Source organism: Paraburkholderia acidicola (assembly GCF_002362315.1).
GTDB lineage: Bacteria > Pseudomonadota > Gammaproteobacteria > Burkholderiales > Burkholderiaceae > Paraburkholderia > Paraburkholderia acidicola.
In genome coordinates this window covers 1151200-1165694 of record NZ_MTZV01000006.1, presented here as the reverse complement: position 1 = coordinate 1165694, position 14495 = coordinate 1151200, and the positions used below count along the sequence as shown (strand labels likewise).

General features: G+C 62.1%; 12 protein-coding genes. 1 reads left to right on the top strand and 11 read right to left on the bottom strand.

Annotated features, from left to right (window positions below; translation table 11 throughout):
• The first annotated feature begins 14 nt into the window (after positions 1–14).
• Positions 15–1430, top strand: a complete 1416-nt coding sequence (locus BWP39_RS23940; protein WP_096724713.1) for an amidase — start codon at positions 15–17, stop codon at positions 1428–1430.
• 21 nt (positions 1431–1451) lie between these two features.
• Here BWP39_RS23940 and BWP39_RS23935 read toward each other — a convergent pair whose 3' ends face one another.
• From BWP39_RS23935 to BWP39_RS32410, 11 genes are all read right to left on the bottom strand, one after another.
• On the bottom strand, positions 1452–2756 hold the full coding sequence (locus BWP39_RS23935) for an NAD(P)/FAD-dependent oxidoreductase (RefSeq protein WP_096724711.1): 1305 nt from the start codon (positions 2754–2756) through the stop codon (positions 1452–1454).
• A complete protein-coding gene (locus BWP39_RS23930) occupies positions 2756–4048 on the bottom strand; it encodes an NAD(P)/FAD-dependent oxidoreductase (protein WP_096724709.1) in 1293 nt (430 codons plus the stop codon). Before BWP39_RS23930 ends, BWP39_RS23935 begins: the two co-directional genes overlap by 1 nt.
• A gap of 83 nt (positions 4049–4131) precedes the next feature.
• The gene (locus tag BWP39_RS23925; protein WP_096724707.1) at positions 4132–5742 is read right to left on the bottom strand and encodes a DUF3138 family protein; all 1611 of its coding nucleotides are present in this window, start codon (positions 5740–5742) and stop codon (positions 4132–4134) included.
• A gap of 40 nt (positions 5743–5782) precedes the next feature.
• Positions 5783–6694, bottom strand: coding sequence for an ABC transporter permease subunit (locus BWP39_RS23920; RefSeq protein ID WP_096724705.1), 912 nt, complete (start codon positions 6692–6694; stop codon positions 5783–5785).
• Entirely contained in the window at positions 6691–7674 is a 984-nt protein-coding gene (locus BWP39_RS23915; RefSeq protein ID WP_096724703.1) for an ABC transporter permease subunit, read from the bottom strand. Before BWP39_RS23915 ends, BWP39_RS23920 begins: the two co-directional genes overlap by 4 nt.
• Complete coding sequence (locus tag BWP39_RS23910; RefSeq protein ID WP_096726135.1) at positions 7671–8825, bottom strand: ABC transporter ATP-binding protein; 1155 nt, start codon at positions 8823–8825, stop codon at positions 7671–7673. Before BWP39_RS23910 ends, BWP39_RS23915 begins: the two co-directional genes overlap by 4 nt.
• Before the next feature lie 235 nt (positions 8826–9060).
• Entirely contained in the window at positions 9061–10194 is a 1134-nt protein-coding gene (locus BWP39_RS23905; protein WP_096724701.1) for a polyamine ABC transporter substrate-binding protein, read from the bottom strand.
• 82 nt (positions 10195–10276) lie between these two features.
• Complete coding sequence (locus BWP39_RS23900) at positions 10277–11710, bottom strand: aspartate aminotransferase family protein (RefSeq protein ID WP_096724699.1); 1434 nt, start codon at positions 11708–11710, stop codon at positions 10277–10279.
• Positions 11711–11747: 37 nt separating this feature from the next.
• Positions 11748–13082: a glutamine synthetase family protein gene (locus BWP39_RS23895; protein WP_096724697.1), complete on the bottom strand. Its 1335-nt coding sequence runs from the start codon at positions 13080–13082 to the stop codon at positions 11748–11750.
• Between the two features lie 64 nt (positions 13083–13146).
• On the bottom strand, positions 13147–13923 hold the full coding sequence (locus tag BWP39_RS23890; protein ID WP_096724695.1) for a gamma-glutamyl-gamma-aminobutyrate hydrolase family protein: 777 nt from the start codon (positions 13921–13923) through the stop codon (positions 13147–13149).
• Between the two features lie 280 nt (positions 13924–14203).
• Entirely contained in the window at positions 14204–14428 is a 225-nt protein-coding gene (locus BWP39_RS32410; protein WP_235851505.1) for a hypothetical protein, read from the bottom strand.
• Positions 14429–14495: the final 67 nt, after the last annotated feature.

The following is a 14495-nucleotide window of genomic DNA, read 5'->3' as shown; positions in this document are numbered from 1 at the left end:
AACCGATAGCCACCATGTCCGTCGATCTGAGTCTCATTGAGCGAAGCGCGTGCGAAGTCGTCGATCTGTTGCGCGAAGAAGCGGTGAGTCCGCACGACCTGCTCGATACACTGGCCGCGCGGATTGCGCGCGTCGAGCCGCAGGTCAATGCGCTACCCACGCTATGTTTCGAGCGCGCGCACGCGCATGCCGATGCGCTGCTCAAGAAGCCGGTTAGCGAGCGCGGTTTGTTATGCGGGTTGCCGGTGCCGATCAAGGATTTGACCGACGTTGCCGGTGTGCGCACTACACGTGGCTCGCTGGTCTATCGCGACCGCATTCCGGAGACATCGGATGCCGGTGTGACGCTGCTCGAAGCGCGTGGCGGCGTGGTCTATGCAAAGTCCAACACACCGGAGTTCGGATCGGGCGGACATACCTATAACAGCGTGTTCGGTATTACGCGTAATCCGTGGGACTTGTCGCGCTCGGCGGGCGGTTCGTCCGGTGGGGCAGCGGCTGCGCTGGCATCGGGTACGGCCTGGGTGGCGCAGGGCTCGGATCTGGCGGGCTCGCTGCGCACGCCTTCTTCGTTTTGCGGTGTGGTGGGCCTGCGTCCGACCGCGGGGCGCGTCTCATACGGCCCATCCCCCAATCCTTTCGACACGCTCGGTATTCACGGACCGATGGCGCGCAACGTTACGGATGCGGCGTTGCTGCTCGACGCGATGTGTGGCGAAGTGACCTCGGCGCCGTTGTCGTTGAGTGAGCCGACCACCTCGTTTCTCGAGCATGCGCGTCGACCACAACGCCCAGCGCGCGTGGCCTTCAGCGAAGGACTAGGAATTGCGACCGCCGAGCCGGAGATTCTCTCGATCTGTCGTCAAACGATGGACCGATTGACCAACGCAGGTATCGGCGTCGAGCAGAGCGACATCGATCTGAGCGCGGCGACTCAGGCGTTTCATGCACTGCGCGGCGTCGCCTACGCGGCGAATTACGAGGACGTGCTCGCCGGGCATCGCGATGTGCTGAACCCCAACGTAATCTGGAACATCGAGTTCGGTCTGCAGGTGGATAACCGCGCAATGGTCTCGGCACACCGCACGCGCGGCGAGCTGTTCCACAAGATGAACGCGTTGCTGCAGCACTACGATGTGTTGATCTGTCCGGCTTCGATCGTGCTGCCGTTTCCGGTCGAAGCGCGCGATATCCGCGACGCGGCCGGCAAGCACTTCGATACGTATATCGACTGGCTCGCGATCAGCTACGCGGTCACGCTGACCGGCATGCCGGTCATCGCGATTCCGTGCGGGATGAGCGCGAGCGGATTGCCGGTGGGGATTCAGATTGTGGGGAAGGTGCGCGGGGAGGCGGCATTGCTGTCGGCGGCGCGGGCGATTGAGGAGGTGGTTGGTGCGTGGGCTACCGGTAAACCGCAAGTGGTTTGAGTAGCTCCGAGGTGCGTGAGCCTAAAAAAGCTCCCGCACCCGGTGATACAACATCCCAATCTCGAGCGCCGGTCCTCGCAACGCGGGCCCGCCTGGAAAACGCGCATGCCTGAGCGCCGCGAACAGATCAAACGCCCCTCTATCACCCGCAATCGCCTGAGCAACGACGCGCCCCGCGATGCCGGTCAGCGCCACACCGTGCCCTGAAAACCCCTGCACATAGAAGTAATTCGGATCGATCATGCCGAAGTCGGGCGCACGGTTGCGCGTGACATCGACGAAACCGCCCCACGCGTAGGCCGTACGCACATCGGCCAGTTGTGGAAAGACGGCGAGCATCCGTTGACGGATCGCCTCGGTGAGTTGCACCGGCGACGCGCCAGTCGAACTCGCACGACCGCCAAACAGCACCCGGTGATCGGCGGACAACCGAAAGTAATCGAGAAAGAAATTGTTGTCGCAGATCGCTTCGCGACCGGCGATCAACGCATTCGCACGCGCTTGGCCAAGCGGTTCGGTGGCGACGATATACGACGCGATCGGTGCGATGCGCGCAGCGACCGCGGCTGGCAGCACGCCTCCGATCGTCGCATTACCGCAAGCCGCGACGAAGCGGCAGCGCACTTCGCCAGCGGCCGTACGCACGCGCGGTTGCGCACCACGCACGACCTCAAGCACCGGTGAATGCGCAAACAGCTGAGCGCCTTCGCGCCGTGCGGCATCGGCAAGACCAAGGCAATATTTGAGCGGATGCAGATGCCCTGAGAGCGGATCGTAGACACCGGCCAGATAGCGCTGCGATGCCACCCGCGTGCGGATCGCATCGGTATCGAGCCAGCTGAGCTGCGTATAACCCCAACGCTGCGTGGCAGCCTCCATCCACGCGCGCAGATCCGGCACACGCTTGGGCCGCGTCGCAACGGTCAGATAACCGGGCGTGAAATCGCAATCGATGCCGTAGCGCGCGATGCGCTCGCGCACCAGCCGCACGCCTTCAACCGACAACGCCCACGCGGCGCGCGCACCATCGAGCCCCAACTGCCGCTCGAGCACTTCGTCCTTGGCAAAACCGACCAGCGTCTGGCCACCGTTACGCCCCGACGCACCCCAGCCCGGCCGATGCGCATCGAGCACGATGACCGACAGCCCGCGCGCGCGACATTCGAGCGCCACCGACAAACCCGCATAGCCCGCACCGATCACACACACATCGGCTTCGTGCGTGCCTTGTAACGATGGATCGTCGGTAGCGGGGCGCGGCGCGCTGGCTTCATACCAGGAGTTGCGGATCAACGCATCCGCACGCAGATCGAGACTGTCAGCCATCAAAGCAGATCCTTCATTCGATACCAGGCCATCGCGAGCACGAGAGCTGGGGTGCGCAGTGTAGCGCCGCCCGGAAAATCGCGGTGGCGAATCTTGCCGAACAGATCGAAGCGCGATGCCTGACCGTCGATCGCTTCGGCGATCAGCTTGCCGGCCAGCCCCGTCGTATTGACGCCGTGCCCCGAGAAGCCTTGCGCAAAATAGACGGTGGGTTCAATGCGGCCGAAGTGCGGCGCACGATTCATCGTGATGTCGACGAGACCGCCCCATGCGTAATCGATCCTCACGTCGGCGAGTTGCGGAAACGTCTTCAGCATGTCGCGGCGCATCGCTTCGGCGAGATCGCGCGGCGCGCGTGTCGAGTAGCTGACCTTGCCGCCCCACAACACACGGCCATCGGGAGAAGGGCGGAAGTAGTCGAGCACGAAGCGGGTATCGCATATCGCAGCCTGCGCGGGCATCAATGCCTGTGCTCGCGCCTCACCGAGCGGTTCGGTTGCAACCACGTAGGTGCCGACCGGCATGATCTTGCGTGCGACGGCCGGTGCAAGCGTATTCAGGTAGGTGTTGCAGGCGAGCACGACGAACTGTGCGTGCACGGCGCCGCGCTCGGTCTGCACAACGTGGTGGCCGTTTTCGCGGCGCAGCGCGGTGACGCAGCTATCTTCGAAAATACGCGCCCCTGCAGCACTCGCGGCACGCGCGAGACCGAGCGTGTAGTTGAGCGGATGCAGATGGCCGCTATCCGGATCGAACAGCCCGCCCAGGTAGCGCGACGACTGCACGTATTGCCCAAGCGCATCGCGTTCGACGTAACGCAGCCGGTCGTAGCCGAAGCGCGTTGCGGCATCGTCGCGTGCGCGGCGCAATTCGTCGACATCGCGCGGCTTGTTCGCGGCGGTGAGGTAACCCGAGGTGAGATCGCACTCGATGCCGTGCTTCTCGACCCGCATGCGAACGATATCGAGCGTCTCCTGGCCCATCGCCCAGATGCGCTTCACGTCATCTTCGGGCAGGTACTGCGAGAACGCATCGATACCGCATGCGAAACCTGCGATCAACTGTCCGCCGTTGCGTCCACTTGCCGCCCAGCCTACTTTCGACGCTTCGAGCACCGCGACCGAATGGCCGCGCTCAGCGAGATTCAGTGCGGTGGAGATACCGGTCAAGCCACCACCGATCACGCAGACATCGACGGCAATCGTGCTGTCGAGCGGCGCATGGCGGGTCGTGTCGTTAACGGTCGCCGCGTAGTACGACGCGACGTGGGGTTGCTGCGAAAAACCAGTCATAGGCAAGAAAAACCAAAGAAGCCGAAACGCGCTGTGGCGAAATCACGCATCACGTGCGCCACATCGCGCCTCGGCCCGAACCATTAGAACGCGTAGATCAACTGCGTGCCGAGCAGATCGTTGGACTTCGCATACGAGCCGTCGTTGCGCAGGAATACCTGCTTGTTGGCCCAGTCGTGCCGGTATTCGACCTTCACCGTGAGCTGTTGAGTCGGATAGAACAGCAGATCGAGTGCGACGTCCTGATGGATGGCGCCCTTGCACTCGAAGCCGAGGCCACCACCGGCCTTCGAACTGGCCAGGCAATCCGCGCCGATGCCGAAGCCATCCGCCGTATCCATCCCGTTCGCGTTCAGCGCGACACCACCGCCACCGCCGCCGTTCTTGCTGTCGACGAGTGCGTCATAGCGCGCGGTCACGCCCATCCGTCCCACCACCGGCATCGAGAACTTGCGGTGGGCGAGCAGCGAGATGCCGTACCACTGTGCCTGGCCACCGTTGTAGGCCGCGTTCTGCTGCTGGCCGTAATCGAGTTCGGCGTTGTACTGCACGTCGGCCTGCGTATAGGTCGCGTCGGCTTCACCGAAGAAGAACGCGCCGAATGCATTACGCGACTGCCCGCCGACACCATAGACGAACGAGCCAGGAACCGGAGCACCGGTGGCGTCAGTTGCCTGCGCCGATGCCAGCGTCTGACGACCGATATTGAACGACCCACCGATATCGAGCGCGCTCGACCACGTGTAGTCGACGCGTGCCGTGAAGGTCGGAATCTTGTTGCTGCTGGTGATCGGGTCGCCGAGCGCGTTGGTGCCGGTCTGCACGACCGAGCCATAGGTCCGGTACTGTTCGTTGCCGAGCATGAACTTCCATGCCCACGGGCTGCCGTCGCCGGTGTAGTTCAGGCCAACGCCGATATAGCTGCCTGGGTCGGAGAAGTCGTACAGCAGGTTGTGCGTGAGCGTCAGCATCTGGTTCGACTGCTGCACTTCATAGCCACCGAAGCTCGGCATCAAACCTGCCACGACGGTCGTCGTCGCTGTGACCGGCACGGTAATGACGGCGGTATTCAGCAGGTTGTTGCCGATGTTGCCATGCTCGTTCTGCAGCAGCGTGATGCCGTTGCCGCGGTTCGGCATCAAGGTAATTTCGGCGGACGGCGCCATCGGCCCGACACCGAAGGTCTTCTTGATGTCGAGGTACAGATCGCCGAACGTGCTGTTGAAGTAGTTGTAGCTGCTTTCGTGGTTCGCGAACAGGAACGACGAGCTGCTTGCCGCGCGGTTATAGATGTAGGTCGGATCGATGTAGCCGGTGACCGACAGACCTGCCAGCGGTCCGGTATTGGCCGCATCGACCAGCGAATCCACTTTCAACTGCTGGTTGGCGATCTGCTGCTTCATCGTGCCGACTTCGTCGTTGGTCAACGTCGCGCGTGCCTTGCCGTAATCCGGCGACGAGATGTCGACCGGTGCAGTCGCCACCGCGGGCGCAGCGGCTGCGCCTCCCGTTGCGACCGCAGGCGTACCCGGAGCAGCCTTCTTCCCCGCGACCTGTGCACGCAGGTCCTTGACCTCTTTTTGCAGCGCATGCAACTCGGCCTGCATCGCCTTGATCTGATCGCTGGTCGAGTCCGCCAGCGCGATGCCCGGCAAGGCCCCCGCGACCAGCAGACAGATAAGTTTCTTCTTCATCTATTTTCTCCTTGTTAGTCGTATTGCAAGGCACTGCTGCTTATGCGCGGGCCGTGTCGAGCGGTTTCCTGACGGCGGCGGGTTGAGGAACGTGAGCGTCGGTGTCGCTGGCCATGGCGGCGGCGAACGCCATCTGTGTGTCGCGGGTGCGCTTGCGATCGCGCGCGAGGATCCACTGGTTGGCAACGATCACACCGATCGTGACGATCGTGATGAAGATCGTTGCGAGGGCGTTCATTTCCGGATTCAGACCTAGCCGCACGCGCGAGAACACCACGAGCGGCAGCGTCGTCGAACCAGGACCGGAGAGGAACGCGGACAGCACGAGGTCGTCGATGGAGAGCGTGAATGACAACAACCAGCCCGCCATCAACGCTTGCGAGATCAGCGGCAGCGTGATCAGGAAGAACACCTTGAGCGGCGTTGCGCCAAGATCGAGTGCAGCTTCCTCAAGCGATTTGTTCAGCTCCTTCACGCGCGACTGCACGATGATCGCGACATACGACACGCATAGCATCACGTGACCGATCCAGATCGTGAAGATGCCGCGGCCCTTCGGCCAGCCGAGCATCTGTTCGAGCGCAACGAAGAGCAGCAGCAGCGAGATGCCCTGAATCACCTCGGGAATCACGAGCGGCGCGTTGATCATCCCGGCGAACAGCGTGAAACCGCGAAACCGCCCGAAGCGCGCGAGCACGAAGCCCGCCCACGTCCCGATCACCACCGATGCACACGCGGTCAACAGACCGATCTTCAGCGAGAGCCACGCCGCGGTCAGCAACTCGTCGTCCTGCAACAGCGCGCCGTACCACTTGAACGAAAAACCGGACCACACCGTGACGAGCTTCGACTCGTTGAACGAGAACACGACGAGGCTGATGATCGGAATGTAGAGAAACAGGAAGCCGAGCGTCAGCACGCCGGCAGACAGGGATTTGTTCGGCCGGATCATTGCGCGCCCTCCAGTTCCTTGACCTGGTAGTACTGGAACACGGCCATCGGCACGAGTAACAGCAAGACCATCGCGACCGTGACGGCGGATGCCATCGGCCAGTCCATGTTGTTGAAGAACTCATCCCACATCACGCGACCGATCATCAGCGTATCGGCACCGCCGAGCAGCTCCGGAATCACGTACTCGCCCACCGCCGGAATGAACACCAGCAGGCTGCCCGCGATGATGCCGTTCTTCGACAGCGGCAGCGTGATGCGCGTGAACGCGGTCCACGGTTTGGCGCCGAGATCGTAGGCGGCTTCGAGCAACGTCAGGTCCATCTTCACGAGGTGTGCGTAGAGCGGCATCACCATGAACGGCAGGTACGAATACACCATACCGATGTAGACACCGATGTCGGTGTGATAGAGGCGGAACGGCGAGTGAATGACGCCGAGCGCCATCAGCGTGTGATTGAGCAGGCCGTCGTCCTTCAGGATGCCGATCCACGCATACACGCGAATCAGGAACGACGTCCAGAACGGCAGCATCACGCCCATCATCAATATGTTGCGCGTGGCAGGCTCGGCACGCGCGATGTAGTAGGCGATCGGATAGCCGATCAGCAGGCAACAAATTGTCGACACACCGGCCATTTTTAGCGAGCTGATGTAGGTCGCCACATATAGGTCGTCCTGCAGCAGGAACAGGTAATGCCCCAACTGCAGCGAGAAGTGCACGATGCCGTCTTTCATCGTGACGAGTTCGGTGTACGGCGGAATACCGAGGCGCAGGTCGGCAAAGCTGATCTTCAGAACCAGCACGAACGGCAGCGCGAAGAACAGTGTGAGCCAGATGAACGGCACGCCGATCACGGTGGTGCGGCCCGATGGCACCAGACGGCGGAACCAGGCACCGAGCGACGTGGACGAAGCGTGCGCGCCTGCGGCGAGCACGGTAGCGGAGGAGGGGGCGGTCGTTTTCACGGTCGTTCTCATTGAGTGAGCACTACGCCGCTATTAGGCGACCAGTAAACGAAAACGTCGTCGTTATAGTCCGGCGCGCCTTCGTTCATCAGATGCGAACTCGACAGGTTCGACACGACGATCTTGCCGCTCGGCAGACGCACGTGATACAGCGAGTAGCTGCCCATGTAGGCCACGTCGGACACCACACCGCGCGCCCAGTTATGCGGCGAGGACGGCCGCTCGCGCGAGACCTTGATGCGTTCCGGCCGCACCGAAATACCGACCGGCATGCCGAGCGGCCCGGTAATCCCGTGGCTCACGTACATGCGCGTTTCGAGGTCTTCGCTCTCGACGAAGATATGATCCGGTTCGTCCTCGACGACGTGGCCCTCGAACATATTCGTCGTGCCGATAAATTCCGCCGAAAAGCGGCTGTTCGGAAATTCGTAAACCTGTGTCGGCGAGCCGATCTGCACGATGCGGCCTTCGCTCATCACGGCCAGCCGCCCAGCCATCGTCATCGCTTCTTCCTGGTCGTGCGTCACCATCACACAGGTCACGTCGACTTTCTCGATGATGTTGACGAGTTCGAGCTGGGTCTTCTGGCGGATTTTTTTATCGAGCGCGGACATCGGCTCGTCGAGCAGCAGCAGCTTGGGCCGCTTCACCAGCGAGCGCGCGAGCGCCACACGCTGCTGCTGGCCGCCCGACAGTTGATGCGGTTTGCGCTGCGTGTACTTGCTCATCTGCACGAGGTTCAGAACGTCTGCGACGCGCTCTTTAATCTCGTTCTTCGGCGTACCTTCCTGCTTCAGACCGAATGCGACATTCGCTTCGACGCTCATATGCGGAAAAAGCGCATACGACTGGAACATCATGTTCACAGGCCGGCGATAGGGCGGCAGCGCAGCGAGATCTTCACCGTCGACGAAGATGCGTCCCGAGGTAGCTGTTTCCAGTCCTGCGAGCATTCGCAGCAGCGTGGATTTCCCGCATCCCGAACTACCAAGCAACGCAAACAGCTCATTCTTCGCGATGCTCAAATTGACATTGTCGACAGCAATACTGTCGCCGAACTTCTTCACGACGTTTTCGATCCGGACAAACTCATCCGATTTCGTTTTTGTCGCAACCGGTTGACCGGCCGCCTTGGCGGCTTGAATAGGAGGCGTCGATATCATGGTGTAACCATTCGTTGCGGATCGTGGGCGCGACTCCCCCTGCGCGAGACGCAACCGCGGCTCGCCAGGTGCCATAAAGATGCCTACGACCTGGAAAACATGGGACTGCGCGTGGGTCGCGCAGGCTAACTGCCTGTTGCCTGTTTCGGGCGACACAGGGATCGAGCGACCCCTGTGTCGCGGTTATCGTCAGCGTTCAAGCACGTTCGTGGAAAAACCGTTGACCACCGCTCTCTCAGTGGCCAGTTTTCAATTGCGCCCACAGGCGGTTCTGCAGCCGCAGGATGTCCGTCGGCATCGGCCGCATCAAGGTCATCTTGCTCAGCACTTCGTCGCCCGGATAGACGGTGGTGTCCCCCGATACACCCGGCGTCACGAACTGACGCGCAGCCTTGTTGGCGGTCGGATAAAACACTTCGTTGGTGATCGCGGCGTTGACCTTCGGGTCCTCGATGTAGTTGATCCACTTCATCGCGGCTTCCGCGTGCGGTGCATCCTTCGGCACGACCATCACGTCGAACCACAGCAGGCCGCCTTCCTTCGCGTTCGAGAACTTGATTTCATACGAGCGCTTCGCTTCCTGAGTGCGGCGGCGCGCGATCCCGACGTCGCCGGACCAGCCGAGCGCGACGCAGACGTCATTGTTTGCGAGGTCGTTGATATAGCCCGACGAGTTGAATTGCGTGATGTAGGGGCGGACTTTCTTCAGCACTTCGAACGCGGCCTGGTAGTCGGCGGGGTTCGTGCTGTTCGGGTCTTTATGCATGTACTGGAGTGTCGCGGCAAACACGTCGACCGCCTGGTCGAGGAACGAAACGCCGCAGCTCTTTAGCTTGGAGAGGTTGGCTGGATCGAGCACCAGTGCCCAGCTATCCACCGGTGCATTCGCGCCGAGCGCTTTCTGCACGGCCTGGACGTTATAGCCGACGCCATCGGTGCCGTATGCCCACGGCACGCCGTACTGATTGCCGGGGTCGGCATCGGCAATCATCTTCATCAGGACGGGATCGAGATTCTTCAGGTTCGGCATCTGCGCCTTGTCGAGCTTCTGATAGACGCCCGCCTGAATCTGCTTGGCCATGTAGTTCGACGTCGGCACCACGATGTCGTAGCCGGAACTCCCTGCCAGAAGTTTTGCCTGCAGCGTGTCGTCGCTGTCGTAGTTGTCGTACTTCACATGGATGCCGGTCTCTTTTTCGAAGTTCGGAATCGTGTCCTTCGCGATGTAGTCGGACCAGTTGTAGACGTTCAGTTCGGTATCGGCGGCGCGGGCCGGTGGCGGCAGCACGGTGCAAAGCCCGGCAATAACAGCCAGCGCGGCCCCCGCGACCGCAAGACGAGGAGGACGTCCAGATTGACTAGCGCTCATGGTTTTTCCTTTGAAGGTAAGGACCCGGCAGAGCGCGTGTCGCGTGTGGGGTGTGGCGCGCGCATGCCGGGATGGACTGCCGTTACGAAACACCTACTTGCTGTGCGGTTGAGTCGAGAGCCTTCTTCGCCTTCGACACGATCTCGTCGATTTCCTGCTTCGTGATGACGAGCGGCGGCGACAGCAGCATCCGGTCGCCGGTCGCGCGCATGATGAGGTTGCCGTTGAAGCAGAAGTCGCGGCAGATCGTGCCGACCTCGCCGCCGTTGGCAAAACGCTTTCTCGTCTTCGGTTCCTGCGCGAGTTGCAGACCCGCGACGAGTCCGACACCGGCAATGTCGCCGACGATCGGATGTTGCGCGAAGGTGTCGCGCAGCAGCTTCTGGAAGTAAGGACCGGTGTCGGTCTTCACGCGCTCGACGATCTTCTCGTCGCGCAGCAGCCTCAGGTTGGCGACCGCAACCGCAGCCGCGACCGGGTGCCCGGAGTAGGTGAGGCCGTGGTTGAACTCGCCGTGCTCGATGATCGCCTTCGCGATGCGATCGTGCAGGCCGACTGCGCCCATTGGCACGTAGCCACTGGTCAGCCCTTTTGCCAGCGTGATCAGGTCGGGTTCGAAGCCGAAGTGCTGATGCGAGAACCATTCGCCGGTGCGCCCGAACCCGCCGATCACCTCATCGGCGACGAGCAGGATGTCGTACTTGCGGCAGATGCGCTGGATTTCCGGCCAGTAGGTAGACGGTGGGAAGATCACGCCGCCCGCCCCCTGGAAAGGCTCACCGATAAACGCGGCGACGTTCTCCGCGCCGAGTTCGAGGATCTTCGCTTCGAGCTGCTGCGCACGAGCGAGGCCAAACTCTTCCGGCGTGAGATTGCCCTCGGCTTCGCCGAAGAAATACGGCTGGTCGATATGCACGATGTGCTCGACCTTCGACGGCATCTGCTCGTGCATGTAACCCATGCCGCCGAGCGTGCCGCCCGCGATCGTCGAGCCGTGATAGCCGTTGCGCCGCGAGATCACATACTTCTTCGACTGCTTGCCTTGCGTGAACCAGTATTGATGGACGATGCGCAGGACCGTGTCGTTGCCTTCCGACCCGCTGTTGCAATAGAAGAAGTGATTGAACGGCTCGGGTGTCAGTTCGGCGAGCAGCGCCGACAGTTCGATGACCGGCGGATGCGTAGTCTTGAAGAACGTGTTGTAGAACGGCAGTTCCATCATCTGCCCGTATGCGGCTTCGGCGAGTTCCTTGCGGCCGTAGCCGACGTTCACGCACCACAGGCCGGCCATGCCGTCGATGATCTTGTTGCCGTCCGAATCCCACAGGTACACGCCCTTCGCCTTGACGATCACACGGCTGCCTGCGCGGTTCAGCGCACCCATGTCGGAGAACGGGTGGATGTGGTGCGCGGCATCGAGCGCGCGGTATTCGGCGGTGCTGCGCGAGGGCAGTGTCTGGCCGCCCGCGGGTTGCGCGGGCAGGATATACGCGGAATCTTCGATTCTGTAACTCATGTTGCCTCCATTTCTTTGAGCGCCATACGCCGGTCGATCAGACGTGCAGCAGCAGATGCCGGCGTTCCCACGAACTGATCACGCGGAAGAACGCGCCATATTCGGTTTCCTTCAAGGCGAGGTACGCCTTCACGAACGGTTCGCCGAGAATGCCGGCCATCGGTTCGCAGGCGCCCATCAAGGTCAGTCCCTCTTCGAGATTGCGCGGCAACTGATAGGGCTGTTCGTAGCCGTCGGTGGTGAGCGGTTCGGTGGGCTTGAGCTTCTGGGTCATGCCGAGATAACCGGCCGCCAGCGTCGCGGCGATCGCGAGGTACGGGTTGCAGTCCACGCCCGGAATGCGGTTTTCGACGCGGCGCGCGGCCGGTCCCGAATGCGGAATACGGAAGCCGACCGTGCGGTTGTCGTAGCCCCACTGCACGTTGATCGGTGCAGCCATGAAGCGCGACAACCGGCGATACGAGTTGATGTACGGCGCGAAGATCGGCATCAGCGCGGGGGTGTATTTCTGCAGCCCGGCGATGTAGCTGTGGAACAGCTCGGTCGGCTTGCCGTCCGGGCCAGTGAAGACGCTCTGACCGCTTTCCTCGTCGATGAGGCTCTGGTGGATGTGCATGGCCGAGCCGGGTTCGTTTTCCATCGGCTTTGCCATGAACGTCGCGTACATGTGATGCCGCAGCGCAGCCTCGCGTACCGTGCGCTTGAACAGGAACACGCGGTCGGCGAGATTGAGCGGATCGCCGTGCATGAAGTTGATTTCCATCTGCGCCGCGCCGACTTCGTGGATCAGCGTGTCGACTTCCAGTTCCTGGACGTCGCAGTACTCGTAGATGTCTTCGAAGAGCGGATCGAACTCGTTGACCGCTTCGATCGAATACGCCTGACGCCCGGTTTCCGGACGACCGGTACGGCCGATCGGCGGTTGCAGCGGCAGGTCGGGGTCCTTGTTCATGTCGACCAGGTAGAACTCGAGTTCCGGCGCGACGACCGGCTTCCAGCCCTTCGCCTTGTACAGCTCGAGCACGCGGCGCAACACGCGGCGCGGCGAGATTTCGACCGGCGTACCGTCGAAGTGGACGCAATCGTGGATGACCTGCGCGGTTGGGTCGACGGCCCACGGGATGATGCGGATCGTGGATGGATCGGGGACGCACACCATGTCGGGATCGGTGACGCCGGTGAGCGTACCGTCTTCCGGGTAGTCGCCGGTAACGGTCTGGATCATCACGGCCTGGGGCAGGCGCATCGATTCTCCGGATTCGAACTTGCTGCGCGGAATGATCTTGCCGCGCGCGATACCCGCCATGTCGGGGATGATCGCTTCGATCTCGGTGATGCGATGCTTCTTCAGGAATTCGTCGATCTCATGCATGATTTATCTCTCTAGGTTTTCTCGGGCCGGTTGACCGCAAGGCTGGCAGCAGCGGATGCCGCACTCAGCCTGCGCTCAGGGCTCCGGCCCTGTTCCGTATTCGAGCCCGGCAAGCATCGCCGAACGCGCGGAATATCGCTGTGGAAAGCGGGTCGGCAGCAAACTTCCATTCCGGATGCCACTGCACACCGAGCGTAAAGGCGCGCGCGCCCTCGACGCTCACCGCTTCAATCAGACCGTCCGGCGCTACGGCTTCGGTCACGAGACCGGCGCCAAGCCGCTCGATACCCTGGCCATGCAGCGAATTGACGCGCACCTGCGCGGCACCCGCTGCGAGCTGCTGCAGCACGCCGCCTGGCGTCAACTGCAGCGAATGGGACGGTCCGTACTGCGTGTCCAGCGTGTCCTCCTTGTTTTCACGGTGGTCGTCGAGACCTTCCACCGTGTGGACGCTTTGATGCAGCGTGCCGCCGAATACCACGTTCATTTCCTGAAACCCCCTGCAAATCGCGAGTACCGGTACACCCGCAGCGATGGCCGCGCGCATCAGCGGCAGCGTCGTTGCGTCGCGGGCGGGATCGTGCAACGTGCCGGGTGCGCTTGCATGACCGCCGTAACGCTGCGGCTCGACGTTCGAATAGCTGCCGGTAAACAGCAGCCCGTCGACCGCCTGCAGGATGTCGGCGCTGGCCTGCCGGTCGCCGAGCGCGGGCAGCAGCAGCGCAAGGGCCTGCGATCCGTCGACGATCGCGGCGATGTACTTTTCGCCGGTCATGTGCGACGGGTGCACACCCATCATGTTTCTGTCGGCGCTGATACCGACGACTGGTCTGGTTTGCATGGCGCGTTGCAGTATCTGGATTGAACGCGGTGCGGCTTGCGCTGCACCGTATGCGCGGCACGATTCCGCTGCCGTGCGCAGAGCGCCAGGCCACCGGAAGAGGCGGGCGGAGGTCGTCAGCGGACCGTGCCGCGCGTGATAAACAGATGAGCCGTTCGCTTCGTTCGAGTGCGCCGCACAGACTGCACAGGCGGCACGTAACCGCGTGCTAACACCGGCGTAAAAAACGCACAGCGCGCTGACGCAGACGAACGAAGCGAACGGCTAAAAAAGAAAGGCGCTACGGCAGCAGCGACGCGACTTCGTCGGTGCGCACAGCGATAAACGCGCGCGCAGAAATAGCGTTGTGACGGCGAACGGAACGGCGGGAAAGGATCGTGAAGACGGACAGAAACCGGCGAAACGCAAGCCTGCCGCTGCTGCCGTCGGCGATGGTGCGGTCAGCGCGAAGACTTCTCGCCGGCTGACTACGATCCCACCTTACCAAAGGGCCTCGGACTCTCACGATTACACTCGACTTGGCGTTGACAGTGTTGAACGTCTCGCTCGATACAACGCACAGGGCGTTTAAA

Coding starts and splice junctions, on each gene's coding strand:
- BWP39_RS23940 (WP_096724713.1), top strand. CDS start 15: ATGTCCGTCGATCTGAGTCTCATTGAGCGAAGCGCGTGCGAAGTCGTC.
- BWP39_RS23935 (WP_096724711.1), bottom strand. CDS start 2,756: ATGGCTGACAGTCTCGATCTGCGTGCGGATGCGTTGATCCGCAACTCC.
- BWP39_RS23930 (WP_096724709.1), bottom strand. CDS start 4,048: ATGACTGGTTTTTCGCAGCAACCCCACGTCGCGTCGTACTACGCGGCG.
- BWP39_RS23925 (WP_096724707.1), bottom strand. CDS start 5,742: ATGAAGAAGAAACTTATCTGTCTGCTGGTCGCGGGGGCCTTGCCGGGC.
- BWP39_RS23920 (WP_096724705.1), bottom strand. CDS start 6,694: ATGATCCGGCCGAACAAATCCCTGTCTGCCGGCGTGCTGACGCTCGGC.
- BWP39_RS23915 (WP_096724703.1), bottom strand. CDS start 7,674: ATGAGAACGACCGTGAAAACGACCGCCCCCTCCTCCGCTACCGTGCTC.
- BWP39_RS23910 (WP_096726135.1), bottom strand. CDS start 8,825: ATGATATCGACGCCTCCTATTCAAGCCGCCAAGGCGGCCGGTCAACCG.
- BWP39_RS23905 (WP_096724701.1), bottom strand. CDS start 10,194: ATGAGCGCTAGTCAATCTGGACGTCCTCCTCGTCTTGCGGTCGCGGGG.
- BWP39_RS23900 (WP_096724699.1), bottom strand. CDS start 11,710: ATGAGTTACAGAATCGAAGATTCCGCGTATATCCTGCCCGCGCAACCC.
- BWP39_RS23895 (WP_096724697.1), bottom strand. CDS start 13,082: ATGCATGAGATCGACGAATTCCTGAAGAAGCATCGCATCACCGAGATC.
- BWP39_RS23890 (WP_096724695.1), bottom strand. CDS start 13,923: ATGCAAACCAGACCAGTCGTCGGTATCAGCGCCGACAGAAACATGATG.